The sequence below is a fragment of the Colwellia sp. BRX8-9 genome (assembly GCF_014077245.1).
Taxonomy (GTDB): domain Bacteria; phylum Pseudomonadota; class Gammaproteobacteria; order Enterobacterales; family Alteromonadaceae; genus Colwellia_A.
Genome location: NZ_JACGVN010000007.1, coordinates 169,179 through 187,338, shown reverse-complemented (window position 1 = coordinate 187,338; position 18,160 = coordinate 169,179). Strand labels below are relative to the sequence as shown.

Genomic DNA, 18,160 nt, shown 5'->3' with positions numbered 1-18,160 from the left:
CGCTTATTTTAACCAACAATTTTTTGCCGCTTAACGTGGCGTTAACTATAAGCAATCACACTTGGGAACTCGCATCATGAATTTTATTGAGAAATCCAATAAGATATTGCTATTTATCGCAGCGATAATTGTAATTATTGTAATTGGTAAAAACATAATTAGTGATCTTTTAAGAAAGGATTATTCCGAACCAAAAGTACAAGTTATTGATCATAATGATGCACTACAAAAAGATCAAAAACCTAAATTAGAAAAAAGATATGTAGGTCAAATTAAAGATGTGCATATTCTAGAAATAACCTCGGACCAGATAGTGGAAGAACAATCTTATAGTGCAAATGCTGACATGATGATTGTTTCATCGTCTTTGAGTTTAAGCAGTAATGCAGTTAATTTGATGTTTACTAAAGCTGGTGAAAAGAATAATTTGTTATTCGAGAATAACGCACTAATCGTAGATTTTTCACCCACCCAATCAAGGGAAACAGAATACCGAAACATCTTAAGTAAAAACATCTATTCTGTCGTAAGACAAGATACGAATAAAGATGGATTTCTAAACCAAGATGACAATAAAGAGTTATTGGTTTCTGAATATGACGGTACTAAGTTAAAATCTGTCATCGATAATATCGATGGTTATCAGGTGATTAGTAATGATGTGGTTTTACTTTATACGGCGACTGATAATGATACGTTCTATTATACTTTTAATGTATTATCAGGTGAGTTACTCAAGCTTGATACAAACTTATAGCTATAAGGCGTACAAACGGACAAAAGACAGTTGGCTGTTTCACTCCGTTACAATTTTAGGCAACAATTTTTTTCAGCTAACGTTGCGTTAACTTCCTAGGGATAGAATGAGTATACGAAAAGCTACAATCAATGATGCCGTAGGAATTCGATCTCTAATTCTGAGAGCCGCAGAACCACAAACCAACTCTGACTTTAATAAAGAAGGTATTGTACACTTTAAAGAAAGCCTTGAATTGAAAGCTATAAAAGAACGCATCCAAAATAAAAAATATTTGATGTTATGTTTTGTCAAGGAATACAAAATTGTCGGAATAATAGCAATTTTCAAAAAAGAAAAGTTAAGTCAGCTTTTTGTTGACCCTACCTCTAGAAAGTTAAATATCGCTAAACAATTGTGGTCAGCAGCAAATGAAATCTGTATAGCTCAAGGAGGTAATGGGAATTACTGGGTAAAGTCTTCAACTATGGCTATTCCTGTTTATGAGCGTTTCGGTTTCCGCCTTGATTCGGCTCAACAAAATACAGACGGTATAATTTTTCATACGATGTTACTACAGTCATGAATACGGAAGTTAACAAGTCACTCAAAAGGAAAAAAACAGTTGGCTTTTGCTGCTTCGTCGCTTATTTTAGCCCACTATTATTTGCCGCTTAACGTGGCGTTAGAGAGCAATGCAGATTTTGAGCCTAGGCATACTATGATAAACAAACTTGATAATTCTAATGAAGACGTTGGTAATAAAATTTTTAAAGTTTTTCAAAACTCTTATAAAGTTGAAGCTCAGCTTATTAATGCTTCTAATTTTCCACCACTATCGCGAAGCATTAAAGATATAAAGAATTCAGAAACACTGTTTTATGGTTTTTATGAAAATGGATGCATCGCAGGAGTCATAGAGGTTGTTGTAAAGGGTAATCAATTAGAAATAGATAGTTTAACCGTTGATCCAAAGTATTTTAAAAAAGGGATCGCAGGTCAATTGATTAGTTATATTCTCGACTTATTTGAATTTACAGAAGCAATTGTAGAAACTGCCGTTGCCAATAATCCAGCAATTAATTTATACAAGAAATATGGCTTTGTTGAGTTTAAACAGTGGACACCAGCTCATGGTATTCGAAAAGTCGCAATGTCGTTGAAAAATGATCTCTAACAACAGCCATTCAAGCAGGAATTTTAACAGTTGGCTAGGTTCCGCTTCGTTCAACATTGTAGCCAACTATTATTTGCCTCTTAATGGGGCACCAGCTGTACTATGAAGCTTTTAGGTAAGGAGCCTATTATCAAATTTTTTAAACTTACATCAACTCTTGAATTATTGGGATGGTTTTTTCTTATTCTATTTTTTTCGGTTCTAATCTTCAATGTTGAGCAAAGTTTCTTAGTTATAATTCTACTTTGTCTTACTTTGCTATTTTCTGTACTTTCAGGGATCGTACATATGTTCTCAAATGTGGTTCCCCAAACTTCTTTATTAATAAGAAGATTATTTCCAGCAATTGGTATTGTTATTTACTTTTTGGTTCAATTTGTAAGAGAACCATTTATTATACCTTTTTAATGAACTAGCATACAGCTAACGAGCAACTCAAGACCGATAAAACAGTGGGCTGTGCTCGTTACTCGCTATTATAGCTAGCCATTTTTTAGCCGCTTAGCAAAGCGTTAGTTTTCGTAGAGCGTGTATTATCTCCATTTGTCAAAAAGGATAATTTGATGTTAAACAAAGTAATAATTATTATCTGTACACTGATCTTCACAGGATGTGTTGTTGTTCCTGAAGTGGATCATTCTCAAAAATATCAATGTGGTTTGTCTACAGATAAAAAGACTCTTAAAGTTGTTAATCTAATGAAGGGCGACACTAGCTTTTATGAATGGAATGATGAGTTTTTATCTATAATAACTATGCCGACATCAGCAGTTGTCTCAAGTGTATACGTAGCGGTAAATAATGTTTATCACTTTGGTGAAAAACAAATAAAATGTGGTAACAAAAACTAACAAGACTTTTAAACGACAAAAAGCAGTTTGCTGTTTTCGTTCTTCAGTATTTTAACAAACAATTTTTTGCCTGTAGTTAGGGCGATAGAGCTATAAGGAGTTAGCAATGAGAAATGCCGTTTCAATTACAATAATAAGTTTATTTTTAGGTGCATGTGCGTCTAATGATACTGTTCAAGTTGTCGATGAATCCCTAATTGAATATAAGGATTTATCTTTAAAAGAACAAAGAGAATTAGTTAAAGAGTATTGGATAGTTGAAAAGAGGCTAGACCCTAAATACCCAATAGAAGCAGCAAGGAAAGGTTTATCTGGTTGTGTTGATCTTATTGTCGGTATAAACAAAGATGGTAAAACCAGTGGCTACAAAGTAAAGGAATCTTATCCTAAAGGTGTATTTGATTACCATGCTGCTGCGTCTCTCAAAAGCTGGAGATGGTCAGCAACAGAAGTAAATGTTGATAAAACACCTGTATTGACATCCATACAATTGGATTTTATGGTTAGTGGCGCAAAGAATGCCAAGGAAGCTAAAAATAAATGCGGATGGAATTATAAGGTATAGCGCTAACAAGCTATTCTAGCAGGATAAATAACAGCTGGCTATTTGCTGCTTCGTTGCTTATTTTAACTAACTATTATTTGTCTCTTAATGGGGCGTTATTTTTGAATAAAAAGGTGGAGTATATGGATAAATCGCTGCAAAAAATGATTGAAAATATGCCTGAAAAAACAGGTAAAAAATTAGAAGAATGGTTTCAAATCTTGGACAAAGAGAATTTTGAAAAGCATTTAATGGCTGTGAAATTTTTAAAAACAGAGCATGGTGTAACACATGGGTTTGCAAATACAATTGTCACTTTATCTAAAGAAAGAACTAATCCCCCTGAAGATTTAGTTTTAAATCAATATAGTGGTAAAGAATCGCTTAAGCCTATTTATGAAATGCTTTTCTTAGTAATCAAAAACTTTGGTGAAGATGTTGTAGTTACACCGAAAAAAGGAAGTGTAAGTTTCATCAGAAAAAAACAGTTTGCTTTAATTAAGCCGGCAACTAAAACAAGAATAGACTTGGGTTTAAAACTTAAAGACGTCGAGGTGCAAGGGCGGTTAGAAGCATCAGGACCATTTGGCACTATGTGTACCCATAGAATACAACTAAATAATATCTCTGACGTTGACAGTGAAGTTATCGAATGGTTATCGAAAGCGTACGAAACATCTGTTTAGTCAAAACATAACAAGCGGTTCAAACGAAAAAATACAGTTGACTATTTTCACTGTGTTCAACATTTTAGCCAACCAATTTTTTGCCTGTTATCGAGGCGTTATGCTGCAAGGAGTATTTAAGCATGAGTGATACTAAAAAAGACAATTTCTACTGGCCTGATGTATCAACAATAGAGTCTGCCAAAGCTGCTACCAAAGGTTCTATGTTCGTAGCATTATTTGTTGCTACAGTTACAGCCGCATTTGCCTTATATGGTATGTATAACGATCCCATTTTAGGAATTGATGCTTGGGCATTTGTCGATTCATTTATTTTTATACTTATTGCATTTGGTATTTGGAAACTAAGCCGATTCGCAGCAACGTTTGGTTTAATTTTTTATATTATCGAACAAGTTAATATGTTTATAACTAACCCGTCAGTACCTTTCTTAGCGATTTTATTTATTGTGATCCTCATTGGTGGGGTAAGAGGAACATTTAGTTATCATAAGCTTAAAAATCAAACTGTAGAGGTTTCAGAACCAGTAGCATAATAAGACGTTCAAATAACAGCTGGCTGTTGTTCGTTCCTCAACATTTTAGCAAACAATTTTTGCCTGTTAGTAGGGCGTTAAATATTTCTCTAGTTCAGAGTTTGTATTTATTTTAAAGGATGTAAATGAAAAAAAATATTATTGGGATGATTTTAACTTTATTCCCGTTATTTGCTTTAGGGGAAACAGTTTTCGTATCAGAAATACTTATCGGTAAATCCCAACATGAAATTAAATCGTTCTTAAATCCAAAATTTTCAAATGAGAGCTATTCTGCAACTTTGAATGATAGTTCATTTGGGTTTAGATTCGGTGTTAAATTTTTCGATAATGTTTCAATTGAACTTGCTAAACATGATCATGGAAGTGTGGTTAATGAATTTACAGTTTATTATCCTACTTCGATCACAGGTACACCTTCTGGCGGAGATTGCTGTTTAGGTTCTGAGCATGACTATACCGCAGAAGCAATTATACCTGTCGAAATTGAATCTATTAGGTTTGGAATAAAAGGTGAAGTAGAGTTAGTCACTAACTTTACTGTTAATGCTCGGGTTGGACTTGCTCACTGGTCATATAAAAACTATACGCCAAAAAAACTTACAAATTTTAGCCCTCCACCAGTTAGTGATGGAAGTGGAAATGATTTATATTATTCATTAGGCGCAGAATATAAGTTTTCAGAAGATTTATATCTTGGCATTGAGTACTCACTATTATCTGTAAATGAAAGCTATGCTGTCAATGATGTAAGTGGTTCTTTTAGCCATGATGTAAAAGATTTATCAATAGTTGCAGGTTGGGTGTTCTAAATACCTAAGCCACTCAAGTCGGACAAAAAACACTTGGCTATTTGTTCCATCATCGCTATTTTAGCCAACCAATTTTTTGCCTGTTAATTAGGCGTTTGTGTTAATCATGGAAAGTGTATGCGTATAGTTTTTGTTTTCATCCTCCTACTTTTTTCAGTGACAGTTAAAGCTGAAAATATTAAACCTTTCACATCAGATGGGTGCAGTTCTTTCCCTGACGGTACATTTGATCATAAAGAGCTATGGTTATCTTGCTGCACTGCTCACGATTATGCTTATTGGCAAGGTGGAACTTATGAAGAGAGGTTGGTTGCAGATAAAGAACTTCATCAGTGTGTTTCAAAAACTGGCGAGCCACAAATTGCCAAGCTAATGTTAGCAGGTGTGCGAGTGGGAGGAAGCCCATATTTTCCTACGTCATTTAGATGGGGTTATGGTTGGTCCTATCCTCGCTGGTATAATGTATTAACTGAGGCCGAAAGAAAGCAGATAAAGTCGATCAAAAATGGTCCATATAAGGCATTCAAGCAGGATTAATAACAGTTGGCTCTTAATGGGGCGTTATGTTGTAAAGGAAGGTTAGGCGTTGGCTAAATTTGAAATACCCATACAAATAATCGAAAGGGATGGTCCCTTCAAAGAGGTCAAGCAGGATGCTTCAATTGTTAATATTAAATTATTAAATTCGGTTGTAATAGAAAATGTACTGGTGATTTACCCTAATATAATTGCAGCTATTAAAGGGCAATCTGAATTAATATTTGAGTGTTCTCAAATTTCTTCGGTAATACAAACGGATTCAAACCTTAAGGAAAGGTTTAAAAGTCACTGGATATTTTTCGGCTTGTAACAACATAAGCTATTAAACACAGATAACAAACAGTTGGCCGTTCTCGTGCCCCGCTTATTTTGGCCAACAATTTATCGCCACTTAGCTTGGCGTTATATAACTAGGAGTATAAAAATGGATTTTGGTAAGCTTCCTAAATCAGAAAAAAACATACTAGCAGGAGTTGCTGGTGGAATAGCTGCATATCAGGGGATTAATCCCTATAAAGTTAGAATCGCTTTTTTACTCACCGCACTATTGACTGGAGGGATCATTGTTATTGTATACACAGGATTAGCTTTGTGGATGCCTCCTCCTAATCGGTAATTACCAAGAAGGCAATAGAGTTAGCTATTAGCTATTAGTTATTTTTTACCAATCTAGCATAGTTACATTACAAGGCATTAATGCACCACTAAATAACAGTTGGCTGTTGTTTGTGCCTAACAGATTTAGCTCTTAACGTGGTATTATTTCTCCATTTTTATCGTAAATACAGGTATGAGTTAAGTATGGTTCAAAACATTATAGTAATGGCGTTATTAACTGGGTCCATAGGGTTAATGCTATTGGTTATAGGTTCGATTTTTGCTGCTATTGTAGCTCTGGGAAATAAACAGCACTTATTTGGTTGGTCTGTATTTTTGTGCTTTCCTCTTTCATTAGTTTATTGTGCTATGAATTGGGACAAAGCCGCATATTCTGGGAAAATGGTTTATTCAGGGGCGTTTTTGCTCGCAGTAACGGCTATTATTTTGAAAGCCGGTGGTGTGATTTAGAGGGGCATATAATAAGTCTTTCAAATGGGGGATTAACTATTTTTTAGCTCACTCAGGTGACTTAATAACTATGGAAAGCGCTTTCACGCAAAGTAATGATAAAACATGGCAGTATAAAAACGCTAAACGTGCTCAAATTTTTAAGACTAAAAATAATCTTCGACTCTATTTTATCGGATCACTTAAGCGGTTCCATACTTAATATTATATCGCCTTTATTGCCTGTGGATCTAAAAAATAATTTGTACACCTTATTTAAGTTACCCTTAAAAGCAGTTTAATTGTAATGTTTTTTTGAGTGAAGGTTGGGTTATTAATTATTCTAGCATTGGTATAAATGCAACATAGCTCGCTTTTCTGAGGTCGCTGAGCATTTTAGCTAATTAATTTTTGCTTGTTATAGGGCGTTATATATTAAAGGAATGATATTGGAAATTTCAAAGTGTGTTGTATTAGTCTTTTTGTTAAGTGGTTGTACTGTGTCCAATCATAATTTAAATAATGGGCCAAATGCCTTAGGTGGTGGATTTTCTGACAATAAGCTTCAGAAAGGGCTTTATTCTATTGTAGCAAAAACAAATTTTGCCCCATGGAGTGACCATAAGGCTGCTCATAAAATCTTTAATCGTAGAGCTACGCAGTTATGTGGTATCGCTGGTTTTACCGCAATTGAGCTTGTAGAAAGAGAGTTTGAACATATTCCCAGAGACCTTCCCCCTAAATATATCATCTCTCAAGTTAATGGTTATGTCATTTGTAAATCATCAAATTTGACTATTAAAGAAGCTGAAAAATTAATTCAAGCTTCATATGCAGTGAGCTTATAAATTGTTTAAACGGATATTTTGGGTGAACTGATTAATCTAGTAAGTCCCAGTCCGGTTAATACGAATGCAAAAAATAAAATATGAAGCCACAATTTAGGGCCAATTTCAGTGTTCAACTCAGATAAAGACGTAATTGATGTAAATTGTCCTGTAGTTATCAGTTTTACAACCCATTCATTGGCAGGGGTTGCTGTAAGTGTTGTTAGCCATCCTAAAATTATTACTTGCGCAACACTTACTAAATATGAAGCGTTAAAGTTATAAATAATGCTAGCAATAAACGTATAGAACACGGATACGCTACTATGTACAAGCCATGATAATGCAATGGCGGTAGTTTCATTATAATTACCTACGTTTATATATGCTGATGCGTGTCTTGATGTTAACGTAAGCATTCCAAATAAAGGTTGGATTACAATAAAGGCAATACTAGAAAAAATGCCAATTAAAAATATATTGATGAAATTTTTGGTATTCATTTGTTACTCTTGGTGTGTTTTGATAATTACTAGACATGTTTAAACGCTTATTAATTTCGAACAAAAGTATATTTTTGTCAGGTGACGGCCTAACAAGTTATGCTAAAAAGAGCATGTTCCCATTGAATCTAACCAAGTTAACATATTTGAAAAATGGCAAGACCAAATAGCATTAGATGATTTTTGTGACTTAGGCTTAAATAGTAAGATGTTTTCGTTAGTTGAATCATTTGATGTTAAAGAATATGTCATCAATAAGTAAGCTACATTATTGACAGATAAACGTTGTTTTTTTGTTTTTTGCCAGACATACCATGAAAAATCAGTAACTAATAGAATATTTGTTTTAGGAGTAAGTTGTATGAGTTTCGTTATAGATATATTTGTTTGGTTATTAATTGAGACTATATTTGGATTTATTTTTTATACGACTGGCGGCTTGATTCTAAAAATACTGACCTTGGGTCAGTTTAAAATAGAATTTCATGATTTTGCTTCTTTTAAGAAGATAAAGTCTAAAAAAATCAATTTAATCTGTCTGTTAGGAATATCCTTTTATGTGCTATCCATTGTGTTAGTGGCTTATCTAAACAATTAAAATATAATAAAATACCAAGTATAAAAATAACCGTTAGCTATTTACTTCTTCATCGACTATTTTACCATCAATAACTTGCTTTTTAATGGAACATTATTTGTCTCTATAATCGTCTGTTTAATTTTAGTGTCTTTATTTATAGATTGGAGTAAATAATAATGGTGATCTTATTTATTATAAGTTTAATCAGTATGGTTTTGTGTTTTTATGTAGCTAAATACCGTAATGCTAATAAAACATTATGGGTGCTAGCAGCACTGCTTGTTGGTACATTAGCGATCCCTTTTGTTTTCTTTTCTAAGCCGGTAGCCGCAAACAAATAACGTAAAATTTTATTTTTTATATATAACAAACCATTGGCTTTTTTATTCCTCGATATTTTAGCTAAGCATTATTAGTCTTTTAGAAGGCGCTAGGTGAATTTTAAAATATGAAAGTTATCAATGAATACGCTTTATTTGCACCATTATTATCTTATGTTTTATGGGTAGTCATACTGTATGTATTACTAACAATAATACGTGCTCCAAATATTTGGGGTACTGTTGAAAATCCAGATGATTGTCATCCCTTTTTTAACTTAGAGAAAAGCACTAGCGCTAATCTCTCAAATCAATTTGAATGGCCGGTATTATTTTATGTTATCTGTATCATTTTAATTGCGCGGCCCGATTTATATCAAAGCGCATATTTATGGGCTGCTTGGATGTTTGTTATCGGACGTGTGGTGCATAGTATTGTTCAGATAGTTTCAACAAACATTCGCCTGAGAGGCAGTGTATTTAATATAAATTTTTTAGCGGTATTATTTATGTGGGGAATTTTAGCTTTAGATATACTAAGCAAATAAAATTTATTTGATATTATTTTTAAAACTTGGATGAGTCCTTGGTCGTTGTTTTTTACTCTGTTATTTAACGATTATTTTTCACCTCTAAACAAATTGTGATAGGTATTAATGAATCAATCTATTGTCGGTTATCATAAAGATGAAGAAGATGATTGGGTCGCTGAATTAAAATGTGGTCACTTTCAGCATGTCAGACATAACCCTCCTTTTATAAGTCGCCCTTGGGTAATAACAGAAAAGGGACGCGATTCGTTGTTAGGCCACCTATTAAAGTGTAAAAAATGTGACTTAGGGCAGCCATCAGATCTATAATAACCTTAGCATTTATTCTCTCTACGCTAGATGGTGAAATGAGTGCTTAGTAAGATACCTAGCAGGTTTCATTGGTCTAATTAGTCGATTAGGTGGCTTTTTTACAACTATCGTTTTAAGGCTCGGACCTTGAACTCTATAACAACCAACAAAACAGTGTATCTTTTATTCTAGTCAATATTCCTTTATCTGTAATTTACTTTTAATTTGGTGTTGGTTTTTTTATGTTTTTTTATTTAACGGTTGAATTGCTTAATGAATGAAGTATTAATTTTAGCTGTGGCATTGAGTATGGACGCTTTTGCAGTATCAATTGGCTTAGGGGCAAAACACAATAGCAAGGTTACACCTTTGGCATTAATGTCAGCAGTATATTTTGGGCTATTTCAAGGGGTGATGCCTTTATTGGGGTATCTTGGAGGACGAGGAATACTAGGTTGGATGGAGTCTTATGCTACATGGCTAGCCTTTTTATTGCTTTTGCTCATAGGTGTTAAAATGATTTATGAATCTTTTTCTGAAGGCATAGAAGATGATATTGTAAAAGTAACTCATCGCGTTATGCTAATACTTGCCATCGCTACCAGTATTGATGCCATGGCAGCTGGCTTTACTTTTACCATTTTAGCTGTAAATCCATTCGTCGCTTGCTTTATTATTGGTAGCATGACTTTTTTCTTCAGTTGGTTGGGTGTGTTAATTGGCGCTAAAACGGGTACTTGGTTAGAAAGTAAGGCTGAATTCTTGGGTGGTGTCACTTTGATTTTAATAGGCATAAATATCTTATTAAATTAGAGGGTTAATCGGTATTCAACACGTTTACAATGAGCGTTCACATTTGATTCGCGCCATTTCTTATAAATATAGCTAATAATTACTTATCCTTGGGTAGGGTATTTATATTATCTTTATTGAGGTTAATAAAATGAAAAGTACACTAAAAAAGGTATCAGAGATTGTCGCTAAGGCGAATGACTCGTTCTACAACCAATTTGATAATGTTGATACATTGATGGGCATAATGGATAAAAACCTACGTAACCAAGGCATGAAAGCTGATGCGATTACCATTGATTGCATAGCCCAGAACAAGAAGATCGTTGTACTCATCCATGATGAGAAGCCTGATACTATAGAAATAGCATTGGGTAGCAAAGAAGGTGATATTTATTCGTCGGCTGAATACGCACTAAATGAACTGTCAGAGGCTGTTATTATAGAAATTATGGAAAAAAACTTTATCTCACAAGAAAATCACACTAGCTAATTAAAGCTAAAGTAGCCTTTTGCTAGCGCTAGTAAACTGCGCTTAGTCGCTTAGCGGAGGTTATATTTACTCACGGTGCTAATTAAATGATTTCCTGCTTGTTTGAGTTCTTTTTTGTGGTAACTTTAGCGCAGTAAAATGGGATTATGTTTGCTGGACTTCACCTGTAGATCTTATTAATAATTGCTGGGCAGCCCAAAATGCTAGGGTGATGCGGTATCAATAATTTCTCAGTAAGGGGTATTCACATATCCTTGCAAAGAAATATCGTTTACTTCGTCCTAATACTTTACCTAATACTTTACCTAATACTTTACCTGATATTCTGACGCTTAATGTGGCGTCATACCCCTAGGAGTTTACTTGATTTCACGACTTAACAAAAAAACTTTGATTCGATGGAAGGTCTACATAGATAGGTCGAAAATGTATATTGGATATGTACAATTTCTCCTGATAATTTTCGTTTTTATTAAATCACTAGGTGATAATTTTGTCACTGAATTTGTCTTTACAAGTCCAATGATTGCAGTGCCTATTATATTGTTCACTTTCGTTTTGTTGTCGTTGATTATTGGTTACCTTGATTCCAGACTCGGCTTTCGTGAAGAAGAAATAAGGAACCATTCTAAATCTAATCCTGTATTAATGGATATTCAAAAGTCTCTTATAGAATTAAATATTAGAATGGCTAAAATGGAACAAGAGAGAAAGTCGAACGATACTTAATGTTTTTACTTTAAGGTCGATTTAAATAATAACTCTTATAACAGTGCCAACATAAGTCATTCAAGTCGGGAAAATTTTAGCTGTGCTTTTTTGTCTAGGACGGTCAATAACCTTTAGTTCACTAAACTTAGCCTCCTATTGGGAGAATAGTTTTTAAGGATTTGAAATGAAACGTAGACAGTTTGTTAAAGCTTCACTGGTAGGTGGCGGAGTTATTTTAGGAGTAGGTGCAGGCGCATTTACCCTGATTAAAGAGGGCAATAAAAATAGCCTTACCGTAGAGATGGCTTTAAAAAAGCTAGATGATTTATCTGATGAAAGTCTTATCCACCAAGGCGAATGGAACCCATATCAAATATTTACCCATTGCGCACAAAGTGTAGAGTTTTCAATGTCTGAATTTCCAGAACATAAATCGAATTTATTTAAGAGTACGGTTGGTCAACTCGCATTCTCGATTTTTGCATCTAAGGGTAAGATGACACATGACTTAGGAGAGCCTATTCCAAGTGCTCCAATTATTATTAAACATCTAGACTCAACACACGCACTCATTCGTTTAAAACAATCTCTGCTCAACTTTAGCCGTTATCAGGGGATTCTTGCGCCGCATTTTGCCTACGGTGAGCTATCGAAAGCGGAGTATGAAATAGCACATGTCATGCATTTATATAACCATCTTCAAGAGATAAAGACTTAACAATGCCGTGGTCAAGTCACTAAAATCACTCAAATTAATGTTAAGTGCTTTGCATAGTTTCTGTTAATTGAATCTAAAATAGAAACGTTAACTGACTCATCAGGTATTTGCATAGATTGATGTTTATAAAAGATAAAGCCGTTAATATACCTTATAGATCTGTGGGTTAATGGTAAATTTAAAGGCGATGAGTAAACAATGAAAGCAGAGTTACGATTAAAAATTATCGACGTTTGTAATAAAAAAATAGCGAGTAATGGTGACAACGTTGGACTATCATTTTATGCCTTTTTTGCTAATAAAAATGAAACACCTGAACTACTTATGGAAGTTGCAACATGGTGGATACAGACTCACAGATTAGATCATTTCGTTAAGGCTATTAAAATTAAAACCATGGTAGAAAATGGTTTGTAATGGAAGATAACCAATCGCATAATTGATAAAATTTAACCCCAATTTTTTCACTGCACTTAATATAATAATCGACTGTGATTTCGCACTTGGTGAGGTTTAATGACAAAGGAACTACAAAATATCAGTCAAGCCGCAATCGTTCTTGAAGCGTATAATTCATCTTGGGATGATAAATTTGCAGCAGAAAAAAAACGCCTAATAGCTGTTGCAGGTGATTGGCTTTATGGTTCTGTTGAACATGTAGGTAGTACTGCTGTTCCGGGCATGATTGCGAAACCGATAATAGATATAATGTTTGGCGTTAAGTCTTTGGAACTCGCTCAACCTGCTATTTTAGCGCTTGTCCAAAACGGTTATAAATATTGGCCTTATAAGCCTGAAGTTATGCATTGGTTTTGCAAACCTTCAGATGAATTTCGCACACATCACTTACATTTGGTGCCGTTTGAAAGCCCACTCTGGAATGAACGTTTAAGGTTCAGAAATTTATTACGTTCAAACTCAGTTATCGCTAACGGATACGCAAATTTAAAACAAGAATTAGCCATTACTTATAAAGACGATAGGGATGAATACACTAAGAAAAAGTGGCCGTATATTCAGCAAGTTTTACATGAAAATAAACTCACATCATGAAAATGATTTTACAATGAGTGCTATCTGAAAAAATATTTAATCTATACAAGAACAAAGCCTTCGGGTTAAAGCAAGTATCTCAACACGCTATGTGCCTAATAGCCGCACAGCGGCATTCGTAAACTTTAAAGTTTACTTAGCTGCTAACAAAAGCTATTTTATTGCCCCCTGTATAAAGGGTTAATCGTAGTATTTGATTTTTATTCAACTAGAAAAGATAATTTATATGACAACTTTTTTCGCAGGATTTTTTCTTAGCCTCTCTCTTATCCTTGCAATAGGTTCTCAGAATGCTTTTGTTTTGAAGCAGGGAATTAAAAAACAACATGTTTTATTAATTTGTACTATTTGTGCTATTTCTGACGCTATTTTAATTTCATTGGGTGTTGCAGGGTTTGGCGCTATTGTAAATGAGTATCCTTTTATTGAAACGTATGCCCGTTATGGCGGTGCTTTGTTTCTTCTTGTTTATTCTGCACTGAGTTTTAAGTCAGCATTCAGTCAACGTCATGTCTTAACACCAGAAGCTAAAGTACAGCATTCAGTCTTAAAAACGATTGCCATCTGTCTTGCTTTTACATGGTTAAATCCTCATGTTTACCTCGATACTATGGTGCTTTTAGGGAGCATTTCAACACAATATGAGGGAAAGCAAATTGAATTTACCTTAGGGGCAATTTCAGCTTCATTCACTTTCTTTTTTAGTTTGGGTTATGGAGCAAGATTTTTAGCCCCGCTATTTCAACAACCAAAGTCATGGCAAGTGCTAGAATTTATTGTTGGACTTACTATGCTCATCATTGCTTTTACGTTAATTTTTAGTTAAAAGGTATACTTAACAGTGAATTGACTATTGGCTGCCAAGGGAAATGTGTGTATCTCATCACAGCAATAGTTCTATTATTAACTTTTGTTGGTTTGGGGCTTATAGGCTTAGTTAAACAAAAAATAGTTATTATAATCTCCTCAATATTTTAGCTAGATATTTATTGCCTATAAATGGGCATAATCAGTAAAGGTATTATATGAACGCGTGTGAATTAATAAAATTATTATCTAAAAAAGGGACTGAAGATCTATCAACTTCATTACAGTGGATCAAACCGATACCTGAAGAGGGTGCTGCTTTAGTTGAGAAAATAGACATGGCCTTAAATATTGTTAAATTTTCTCAATCTAGACAAGCTGAATATGGAGGGGGCAAATCTTCAAACAATCACTTAGACTCTCTAATACGTTTAAGGGCTGAACTTAACAGTATTCTTGAGAAAACCTAAAGTAAACTAGTTAAACTTAACGATAATAAATTAAATAGGGCAGGCAATAACGTAAATAGCTGTGCTACTAATTTGGCATTTTGCCAATGATAATATTACTCTCTACTGAGAGCGGATGAGCAAAGGAATGCAAATGATTAGATTGAATCTTTATAAATATAGTAAAGCCTTATCGTTAATTAGTTTAATAGCGGTTACTTATAAATATTGGGGGTTTGGTTTTTGGGAAGCTATTTTTATTTTGCTCCCTTACCTGCTGGTATTTTTGCTTGCAAATAGAGCCGCTTATAGTAGCCCTTTGTTAATAGGATGTAGGGCGATAGCTGGCGTTATTGTTTCACTATTATGCGCAGTATTATTATTTGGCATAACGCCTTCTGCTCAAGCAGGTATTGGATTTATGTTTGTTGTTGTTATTCAGTATGGTGTTATTTTCGTGAGTGAAGCACTCATTGGTTTATTCACTTATCAGGCTGATGACAAATAAGACTAGTTAAGCAGCGCTAAATAAACATTGGAGTACGACGTTGAAAAAATGGATGTTAATTTCTTTACCTATATTATTTTTTATTGGCTTTGCTGGGGCAAACTACCTGGGCTTTTTATCGCCATCTTTTACATCTGTTGTAAACAAGCCCATTCAAAGAATAGATTTAATAGACCTTCAAGGAAGTCGTCATTCTTTTGATGAACTTAAGGGGAACGATACCGTTATTTATTTTTTTGCTTCGTGGTGCACTCCTTGCTACAAATCTTTAATGACGCTAGAGAAAGTGACCGCTAATAAGCAATTACCCATTAATTTATTAGCTGTTGCCTTGGATGAAGATATTGATGAAATTAACCGCATGTTAATTAAAACCGGTTTTACGGGTAAAGTGTGGATAGCTAGTGAGGGCACAATGGCCTTGCAGAAACGTTATTTTGGAAACGAAGGGCGTGCTGTTCCTTATGTAGTAAAGCTTGATAGAGACACAAATATTATCGAGAGAAGCTATAAATTAAATCAACTTACCCAATGGCAATCAGTTTTAAGGGATGGCGTATCTTTAAATAAAATATAGAATTTATAAGCAACAATTTAAGGGCGGGTAATAAACCTCCTTAGTTAAGTTTGAGGCCGGCATTATTGAATTATTTTGAGGATAAAATTGATGAAACAGTACAAATATAAAATAGTAGATACCAGAGATGTTGAGACAGCAGGACTGTTTAAAGGGAGAAAACGAGAAGATGTTGAAAGTTATCTCAATACACTTGGCAGTGCTGGTTGGGAACTGGTTAACGTAGATTTTCGTGAACTTGAAGGTGGTCTTGAGTTCGCAGGCGTAATGAAAAAAGAAATTTAGGTCATTTACAGGTCTAGAATACTTAACCCGTTTACTATCACTTCATAGCACTGGCGACGTTATTTAACTTCGTTGTATTATTTAGCTTACATTACTTCGCTGATTATTTGGCGTTATACAAAATAGAGAGTTTGGTGGAAAATTCAAAGACTAGGGCTTCAATAAGCTTCAGGTTCAATCGATTAGATAAGATGCAAGCCTTTACACTCGAGCGAGAGATACTAGGCTCATTGTGCGATAAAAATGTTGAAAATAATGTTTATGTTGTTTGTGTACCCTTAACAGACACTAACTTCGACGACATTAGTGACTATTATGTCCGACAAAGAGTTAATATTGAAGACTGTGATATATTTGTATCGGTTAGCTCGGATTCAGGTACTAAATGCTTTGATATACCTGTGATAGTCAATCGCATGCTTAAATATATCGATTGTAAATTAACCTTTGCTTTTACTGTATTATAAAGACTTTAAAACAAGTGAATCAAACGGATAAATTACAGTTGAGGGCCCGTCTATTATAGACCGCAACTTTAGCGACAAAGAACGATAGGGAGATCGAATGAAAACACTATCATTTATACTATTAAGCTTTTCCTTGTCTTGCACTGCGGCAGAGGATTTTTTGAATAAGTATGCGGTTAATATTGATGGCATGCTTATGAGTAAGCTATTACCCATAAACGAAATGGATACGCTGACCCATAAATTTGAACCTGCCATCACTTTTAATTGCGGTGTTAGCAGTCGAGTTTACGCGCTCGATGAGCAGCTAAAATTTAAATTTGAAAACGGTCAGTTAAGAGTTGTTTCAAGTTTTGTCTCAACCGGCAATATAATATCTTATACACCACTAAGAGCATTAAGTGGTTTTGCATTTCGTCCCGCTTTATTTAAAGGTTATTATTTTATTTCTGAGTGATTTTGCGATATAAGTCATTGAGAATGAGTATTAAGAGGGCTGTTTTTTGATTCATTCCAAACAAATAAAAGGCTTTAATTGACTGTTTATTAAATGCTTAAGTGGTTTTTATTAAGTTGAAGCAGAAGCTGAAATAGTCTTTGACGGATAAGTGTTAAAAAACGTAATCGATAGAGTAAATAAAAATCATTAAAAATTTAAATTCAAAACGCATCGAATTAATATCATCATCAGCCGCTCATCTTCACATTGAACTTGAAACACCTTTGTTACTTGCTGAAAAATTAAATGCATCTGTTTCAAGCGATTGGCCTAGCGGTGAATATGACCGAGATGCAATGGAGTTTTTTCTTTCTTGTTTCGAAAAAGGCGGTAAATTAGCTGAAGGTTGGTATGGCTGGTATGCTATAAATATTGCCGTTTCAGGAGAAAGAACTCTCGTGGGATCAGGTGGATATTTTGGTCCCCCAGATAGTAATGGAATAGTTGAGATTGGCTATTCTGTGCTACCTAGTTGGCAATGTCGTGGCTATGCAACAGAAATTGTTAACCTGCTCATTTCTCATGCCTGCTCCTTCGAAGAAACCAATAGTATTATTGCTCATACTGCACCCGAAAATAAAGCGTCTAAAAAAGTGTTGGTTTCTAATGGTTTTAGGGAAGTTGCAATGAATGATGGCCTGCTGAGTTTTGAGTATACTCGTTAGATTTATTGCTTTAATTGCAGTTGATATTTTAGGTAAAACCAGCGCTTTATAGTGCAGCGACTAAATTTGTTACGGTGAGTTGTGCTATATATTTTAATCAACTAATTTATCCCTTCAAGTTTTCGATTTTTAAGG

The 18,160-nt window shown here is 34.4% G+C and carries 31 protein-coding genes; 30 read left to right on the top strand and 1 reads right to left on the bottom strand.

The features are described 5' to 3' along the window. Positions 1 to 76 precede the first annotated feature (76 nt). The 13 genes from H4J70_RS08255 to H4J70_RS08195 all read left to right on the top strand — a co-directional run bounded on the left by H4J70_RS08255 (position 77) and on the right by H4J70_RS08195 (position 7,777). Entirely contained in the window at positions 77 to 757 is a 681-nt protein-coding gene (locus H4J70_RS08255; RefSeq protein ID WP_182218418.1) for a hypothetical protein, read from the top strand. A 106-nt stretch (positions 758 to 863) separates the two neighbouring features. Beyond that, positions 864 to 1,322, top strand: a complete 459-nt coding sequence (locus tag H4J70_RS08250; RefSeq protein ID WP_182250898.1) for a GNAT family N-acetyltransferase — start codon at positions 864 to 866, stop codon at positions 1,320 to 1,322. 135 nt (positions 1,323 to 1,457) lie between these two features. Next, positions 1,458 to 1,913: a GNAT family N-acetyltransferase gene (locus tag H4J70_RS08245; RefSeq protein WP_182250933.1), complete on the top strand. Its 456-nt coding sequence runs from the start codon at positions 1,458 to 1,460 to the stop codon at positions 1,911 to 1,913. Between the two features lie 563 nt (positions 1,914 to 2,476). Continuing rightward, positions 2,477 to 2,764 (top strand): hypothetical protein, encoded by a 288-nt coding sequence (locus H4J70_RS08240; RefSeq protein WP_182222635.1) that lies wholly within the window; start codon positions 2,477 to 2,479, stop codon positions 2,762 to 2,764. 106 nt (positions 2,765 to 2,870) lie between these two features. After that, positions 2,871 to 3,329, top strand: a complete 459-nt coding sequence (locus tag H4J70_RS08235; protein WP_182250897.1) for an energy transducer TonB — start codon at positions 2,871 to 2,873, stop codon at positions 3,327 to 3,329. Between the two features lie 122 nt (positions 3,330 to 3,451). Continuing rightward, positions 3,452 to 3,994 carry a DUF4287 domain-containing protein gene (locus tag H4J70_RS08230; RefSeq protein ID WP_182250896.1) on the top strand — a complete coding sequence of 181 codons (543 nt, stop codon included), beginning with the start codon at positions 3,452 to 3,454 and terminating at the stop codon, positions 3,992 to 3,994. Positions 3,995 to 4,116: 122 nt separating this feature from the next. Next, entirely contained in the window at positions 4,117 to 4,530 is a 414-nt protein-coding gene (locus tag H4J70_RS08225) for a hypothetical protein (protein WP_182218394.1), read from the top strand. Between the two features lie 125 nt (positions 4,531 to 4,655). Next, complete coding sequence (locus H4J70_RS08220) at positions 4,656 to 5,342, top strand: outer membrane beta-barrel protein (protein WP_182250895.1); 687 nt, start codon at positions 4,656 to 4,658, stop codon at positions 5,340 to 5,342. Positions 5,343 to 5,459: 117 nt separating this feature from the next. After that, the gene (locus H4J70_RS08215; RefSeq protein ID WP_182218397.1) at positions 5,460 to 5,879 is read left to right on the top strand and encodes a hypothetical protein; all 420 of its coding nucleotides are present in this window, start codon (positions 5,460 to 5,462) and stop codon (positions 5,877 to 5,879) included. 49 nt (positions 5,880 to 5,928) lie between these two features. Beyond that, entirely contained in the window at positions 5,929 to 6,192 is a 264-nt protein-coding gene (locus H4J70_RS08210; protein WP_182250894.1) for a hypothetical protein, read from the top strand. Positions 6,193 to 6,306: 114 nt separating this feature from the next. Continuing rightward, complete coding sequence (locus H4J70_RS08205; RefSeq protein ID WP_070376741.1) at positions 6,307 to 6,498, top strand: PspC domain-containing protein; 192 nt, start codon at positions 6,307 to 6,309, stop codon at positions 6,496 to 6,498. 185 nt (positions 6,499 to 6,683) lie between these two features. Continuing rightward, positions 6,684 to 6,950, top strand: coding sequence for a hypothetical protein (locus tag H4J70_RS08200; protein ID WP_182250893.1), 267 nt, complete (start codon positions 6,684 to 6,686; stop codon positions 6,948 to 6,950). A 428-nt stretch (positions 6,951 to 7,378) separates the two neighbouring features. Next, a complete protein-coding gene (locus tag H4J70_RS08195; protein WP_182250892.1) occupies positions 7,379 to 7,777 on the top strand; it encodes a hypothetical protein in 399 nt (132 codons plus the stop codon). A 5-nt stretch (positions 7,778 to 7,782) separates the two neighbouring features. On the opposite strand, the gene H4J70_RS08190 is transcribed toward H4J70_RS08195, so the two are convergent. Then, complete coding sequence (locus H4J70_RS08190; RefSeq protein WP_182250891.1) at positions 7,783 to 8,259, bottom strand: hypothetical protein; 477 nt, start codon at positions 8,257 to 8,259, stop codon at positions 7,783 to 7,785. Positions 8,260 to 9,015: 756 nt separating this feature from the next. Here H4J70_RS08190 and H4J70_RS08185 point away from each other — a divergent pair. From H4J70_RS08185 to H4J70_RS08105, 17 genes are all read left to right on the top strand, one after another. Then, a complete protein-coding gene (locus H4J70_RS08185; RefSeq protein ID WP_182250890.1) occupies positions 9,016 to 9,180 on the top strand; it encodes a hypothetical protein in 165 nt (54 codons plus the stop codon). 107 nt (positions 9,181 to 9,287) lie between these two features. After that, complete coding sequence (locus H4J70_RS08180; protein WP_182218410.1) at positions 9,288 to 9,707, top strand: MAPEG family protein; 420 nt, start codon at positions 9,288 to 9,290, stop codon at positions 9,705 to 9,707. 108 nt (positions 9,708 to 9,815) lie between these two features. Further along, a complete protein-coding gene (locus tag H4J70_RS08175) occupies positions 9,816 to 10,019 on the top strand; it encodes a DUF3565 domain-containing protein (RefSeq protein WP_182218411.1) in 204 nt (67 codons plus the stop codon). A 255-nt stretch (positions 10,020 to 10,274) separates the two neighbouring features. Continuing rightward, a complete protein-coding gene (locus H4J70_RS08170) occupies positions 10,275 to 10,814 on the top strand; it encodes a manganese efflux pump MntP family protein (RefSeq protein WP_070376747.1) in 540 nt (179 codons plus the stop codon). Between the two features lie 130 nt (positions 10,815 to 10,944). Next, complete coding sequence (locus H4J70_RS08165; RefSeq protein WP_182250889.1) at positions 10,945 to 11,286, top strand: hypothetical protein; 342 nt, start codon at positions 10,945 to 10,947, stop codon at positions 11,284 to 11,286. 531 nt (positions 11,287 to 11,817) lie between these two features. Continuing rightward, positions 11,818 to 12,015, top strand: a complete 198-nt coding sequence (locus tag H4J70_RS20655; protein ID WP_259364962.1) for a hypothetical protein — start codon at positions 11,818 to 11,820, stop codon at positions 12,013 to 12,015. 166 nt (positions 12,016 to 12,181) lie between these two features. Next, positions 12,182 to 12,715 carry a DUF1569 domain-containing protein gene (locus H4J70_RS08155; RefSeq protein ID WP_182250888.1) on the top strand — a complete coding sequence of 178 codons (534 nt, stop codon included), beginning with the start codon at positions 12,182 to 12,184 and terminating at the stop codon, positions 12,713 to 12,715. 198 nt (positions 12,716 to 12,913) lie between these two features. Next, entirely contained in the window at positions 12,914 to 13,132 is a 219-nt protein-coding gene (locus H4J70_RS08150) for a DUF6500 family protein (protein WP_070376751.1), read from the top strand. A gap of 99 nt (positions 13,133 to 13,231) precedes the next feature. After that, positions 13,232 to 13,768: a GrpB family protein gene (locus tag H4J70_RS08145; RefSeq protein WP_182250887.1), complete on the top strand. Its 537-nt coding sequence runs from the start codon at positions 13,232 to 13,234 to the stop codon at positions 13,766 to 13,768. Between the two features lie 226 nt (positions 13,769 to 13,994). Beyond that, positions 13,995 to 14,594: a LysE/ArgO family amino acid transporter gene (locus H4J70_RS08140; protein ID WP_182250886.1), complete on the top strand. Its 600-nt coding sequence runs from the start codon at positions 13,995 to 13,997 to the stop codon at positions 14,592 to 14,594. A 199-nt stretch (positions 14,595 to 14,793) separates the two neighbouring features. Further along, positions 14,794 to 15,045, top strand: a complete 252-nt coding sequence (locus tag H4J70_RS08135; protein WP_182250885.1) for a hypothetical protein — start codon at positions 14,794 to 14,796, stop codon at positions 15,043 to 15,045. A gap of 133 nt (positions 15,046 to 15,178) precedes the next feature. Continuing rightward, positions 15,179 to 15,532 (top strand): hypothetical protein, encoded by a 354-nt coding sequence (locus tag H4J70_RS08130; RefSeq protein ID WP_182250884.1) that lies wholly within the window; start codon positions 15,179 to 15,181, stop codon positions 15,530 to 15,532. Positions 15,533 to 15,572: 40 nt separating this feature from the next. Continuing rightward, on the top strand, positions 15,573 to 16,109 hold the full coding sequence (locus H4J70_RS08125) for a TlpA disulfide reductase family protein (protein WP_182215886.1): 537 nt from the start codon (positions 15,573 to 15,575) through the stop codon (positions 16,107 to 16,109). 90 nt (positions 16,110 to 16,199) lie between these two features. Then, positions 16,200 to 16,394 carry a DUF4177 domain-containing protein gene (locus H4J70_RS08120; protein WP_070376757.1) on the top strand — a complete coding sequence of 65 codons (195 nt, stop codon included), beginning with the start codon at positions 16,200 to 16,202 and terminating at the stop codon, positions 16,392 to 16,394. Positions 16,395 to 16,528: 134 nt separating this feature from the next. Then, on the top strand, positions 16,529 to 16,861 hold the full coding sequence (locus H4J70_RS08115; protein ID WP_182250883.1) for a hypothetical protein: 333 nt from the start codon (positions 16,529 to 16,531) through the stop codon (positions 16,859 to 16,861). A 97-nt stretch (positions 16,862 to 16,958) separates the two neighbouring features. Then, positions 16,959 to 17,318, top strand: coding sequence for a hypothetical protein (locus H4J70_RS08110; protein ID WP_182242698.1), 360 nt, complete (start codon positions 16,959 to 16,961; stop codon positions 17,316 to 17,318). A 266-nt stretch (positions 17,319 to 17,584) separates the two neighbouring features. Then, complete coding sequence (locus tag H4J70_RS08105; protein WP_220470370.1) at positions 17,585 to 18,025, top strand: GNAT family N-acetyltransferase; 441 nt, start codon at positions 17,585 to 17,587, stop codon at positions 18,023 to 18,025. The last annotated feature ends 135 nt before the right edge of the window (positions 18,026 to 18,160 follow it).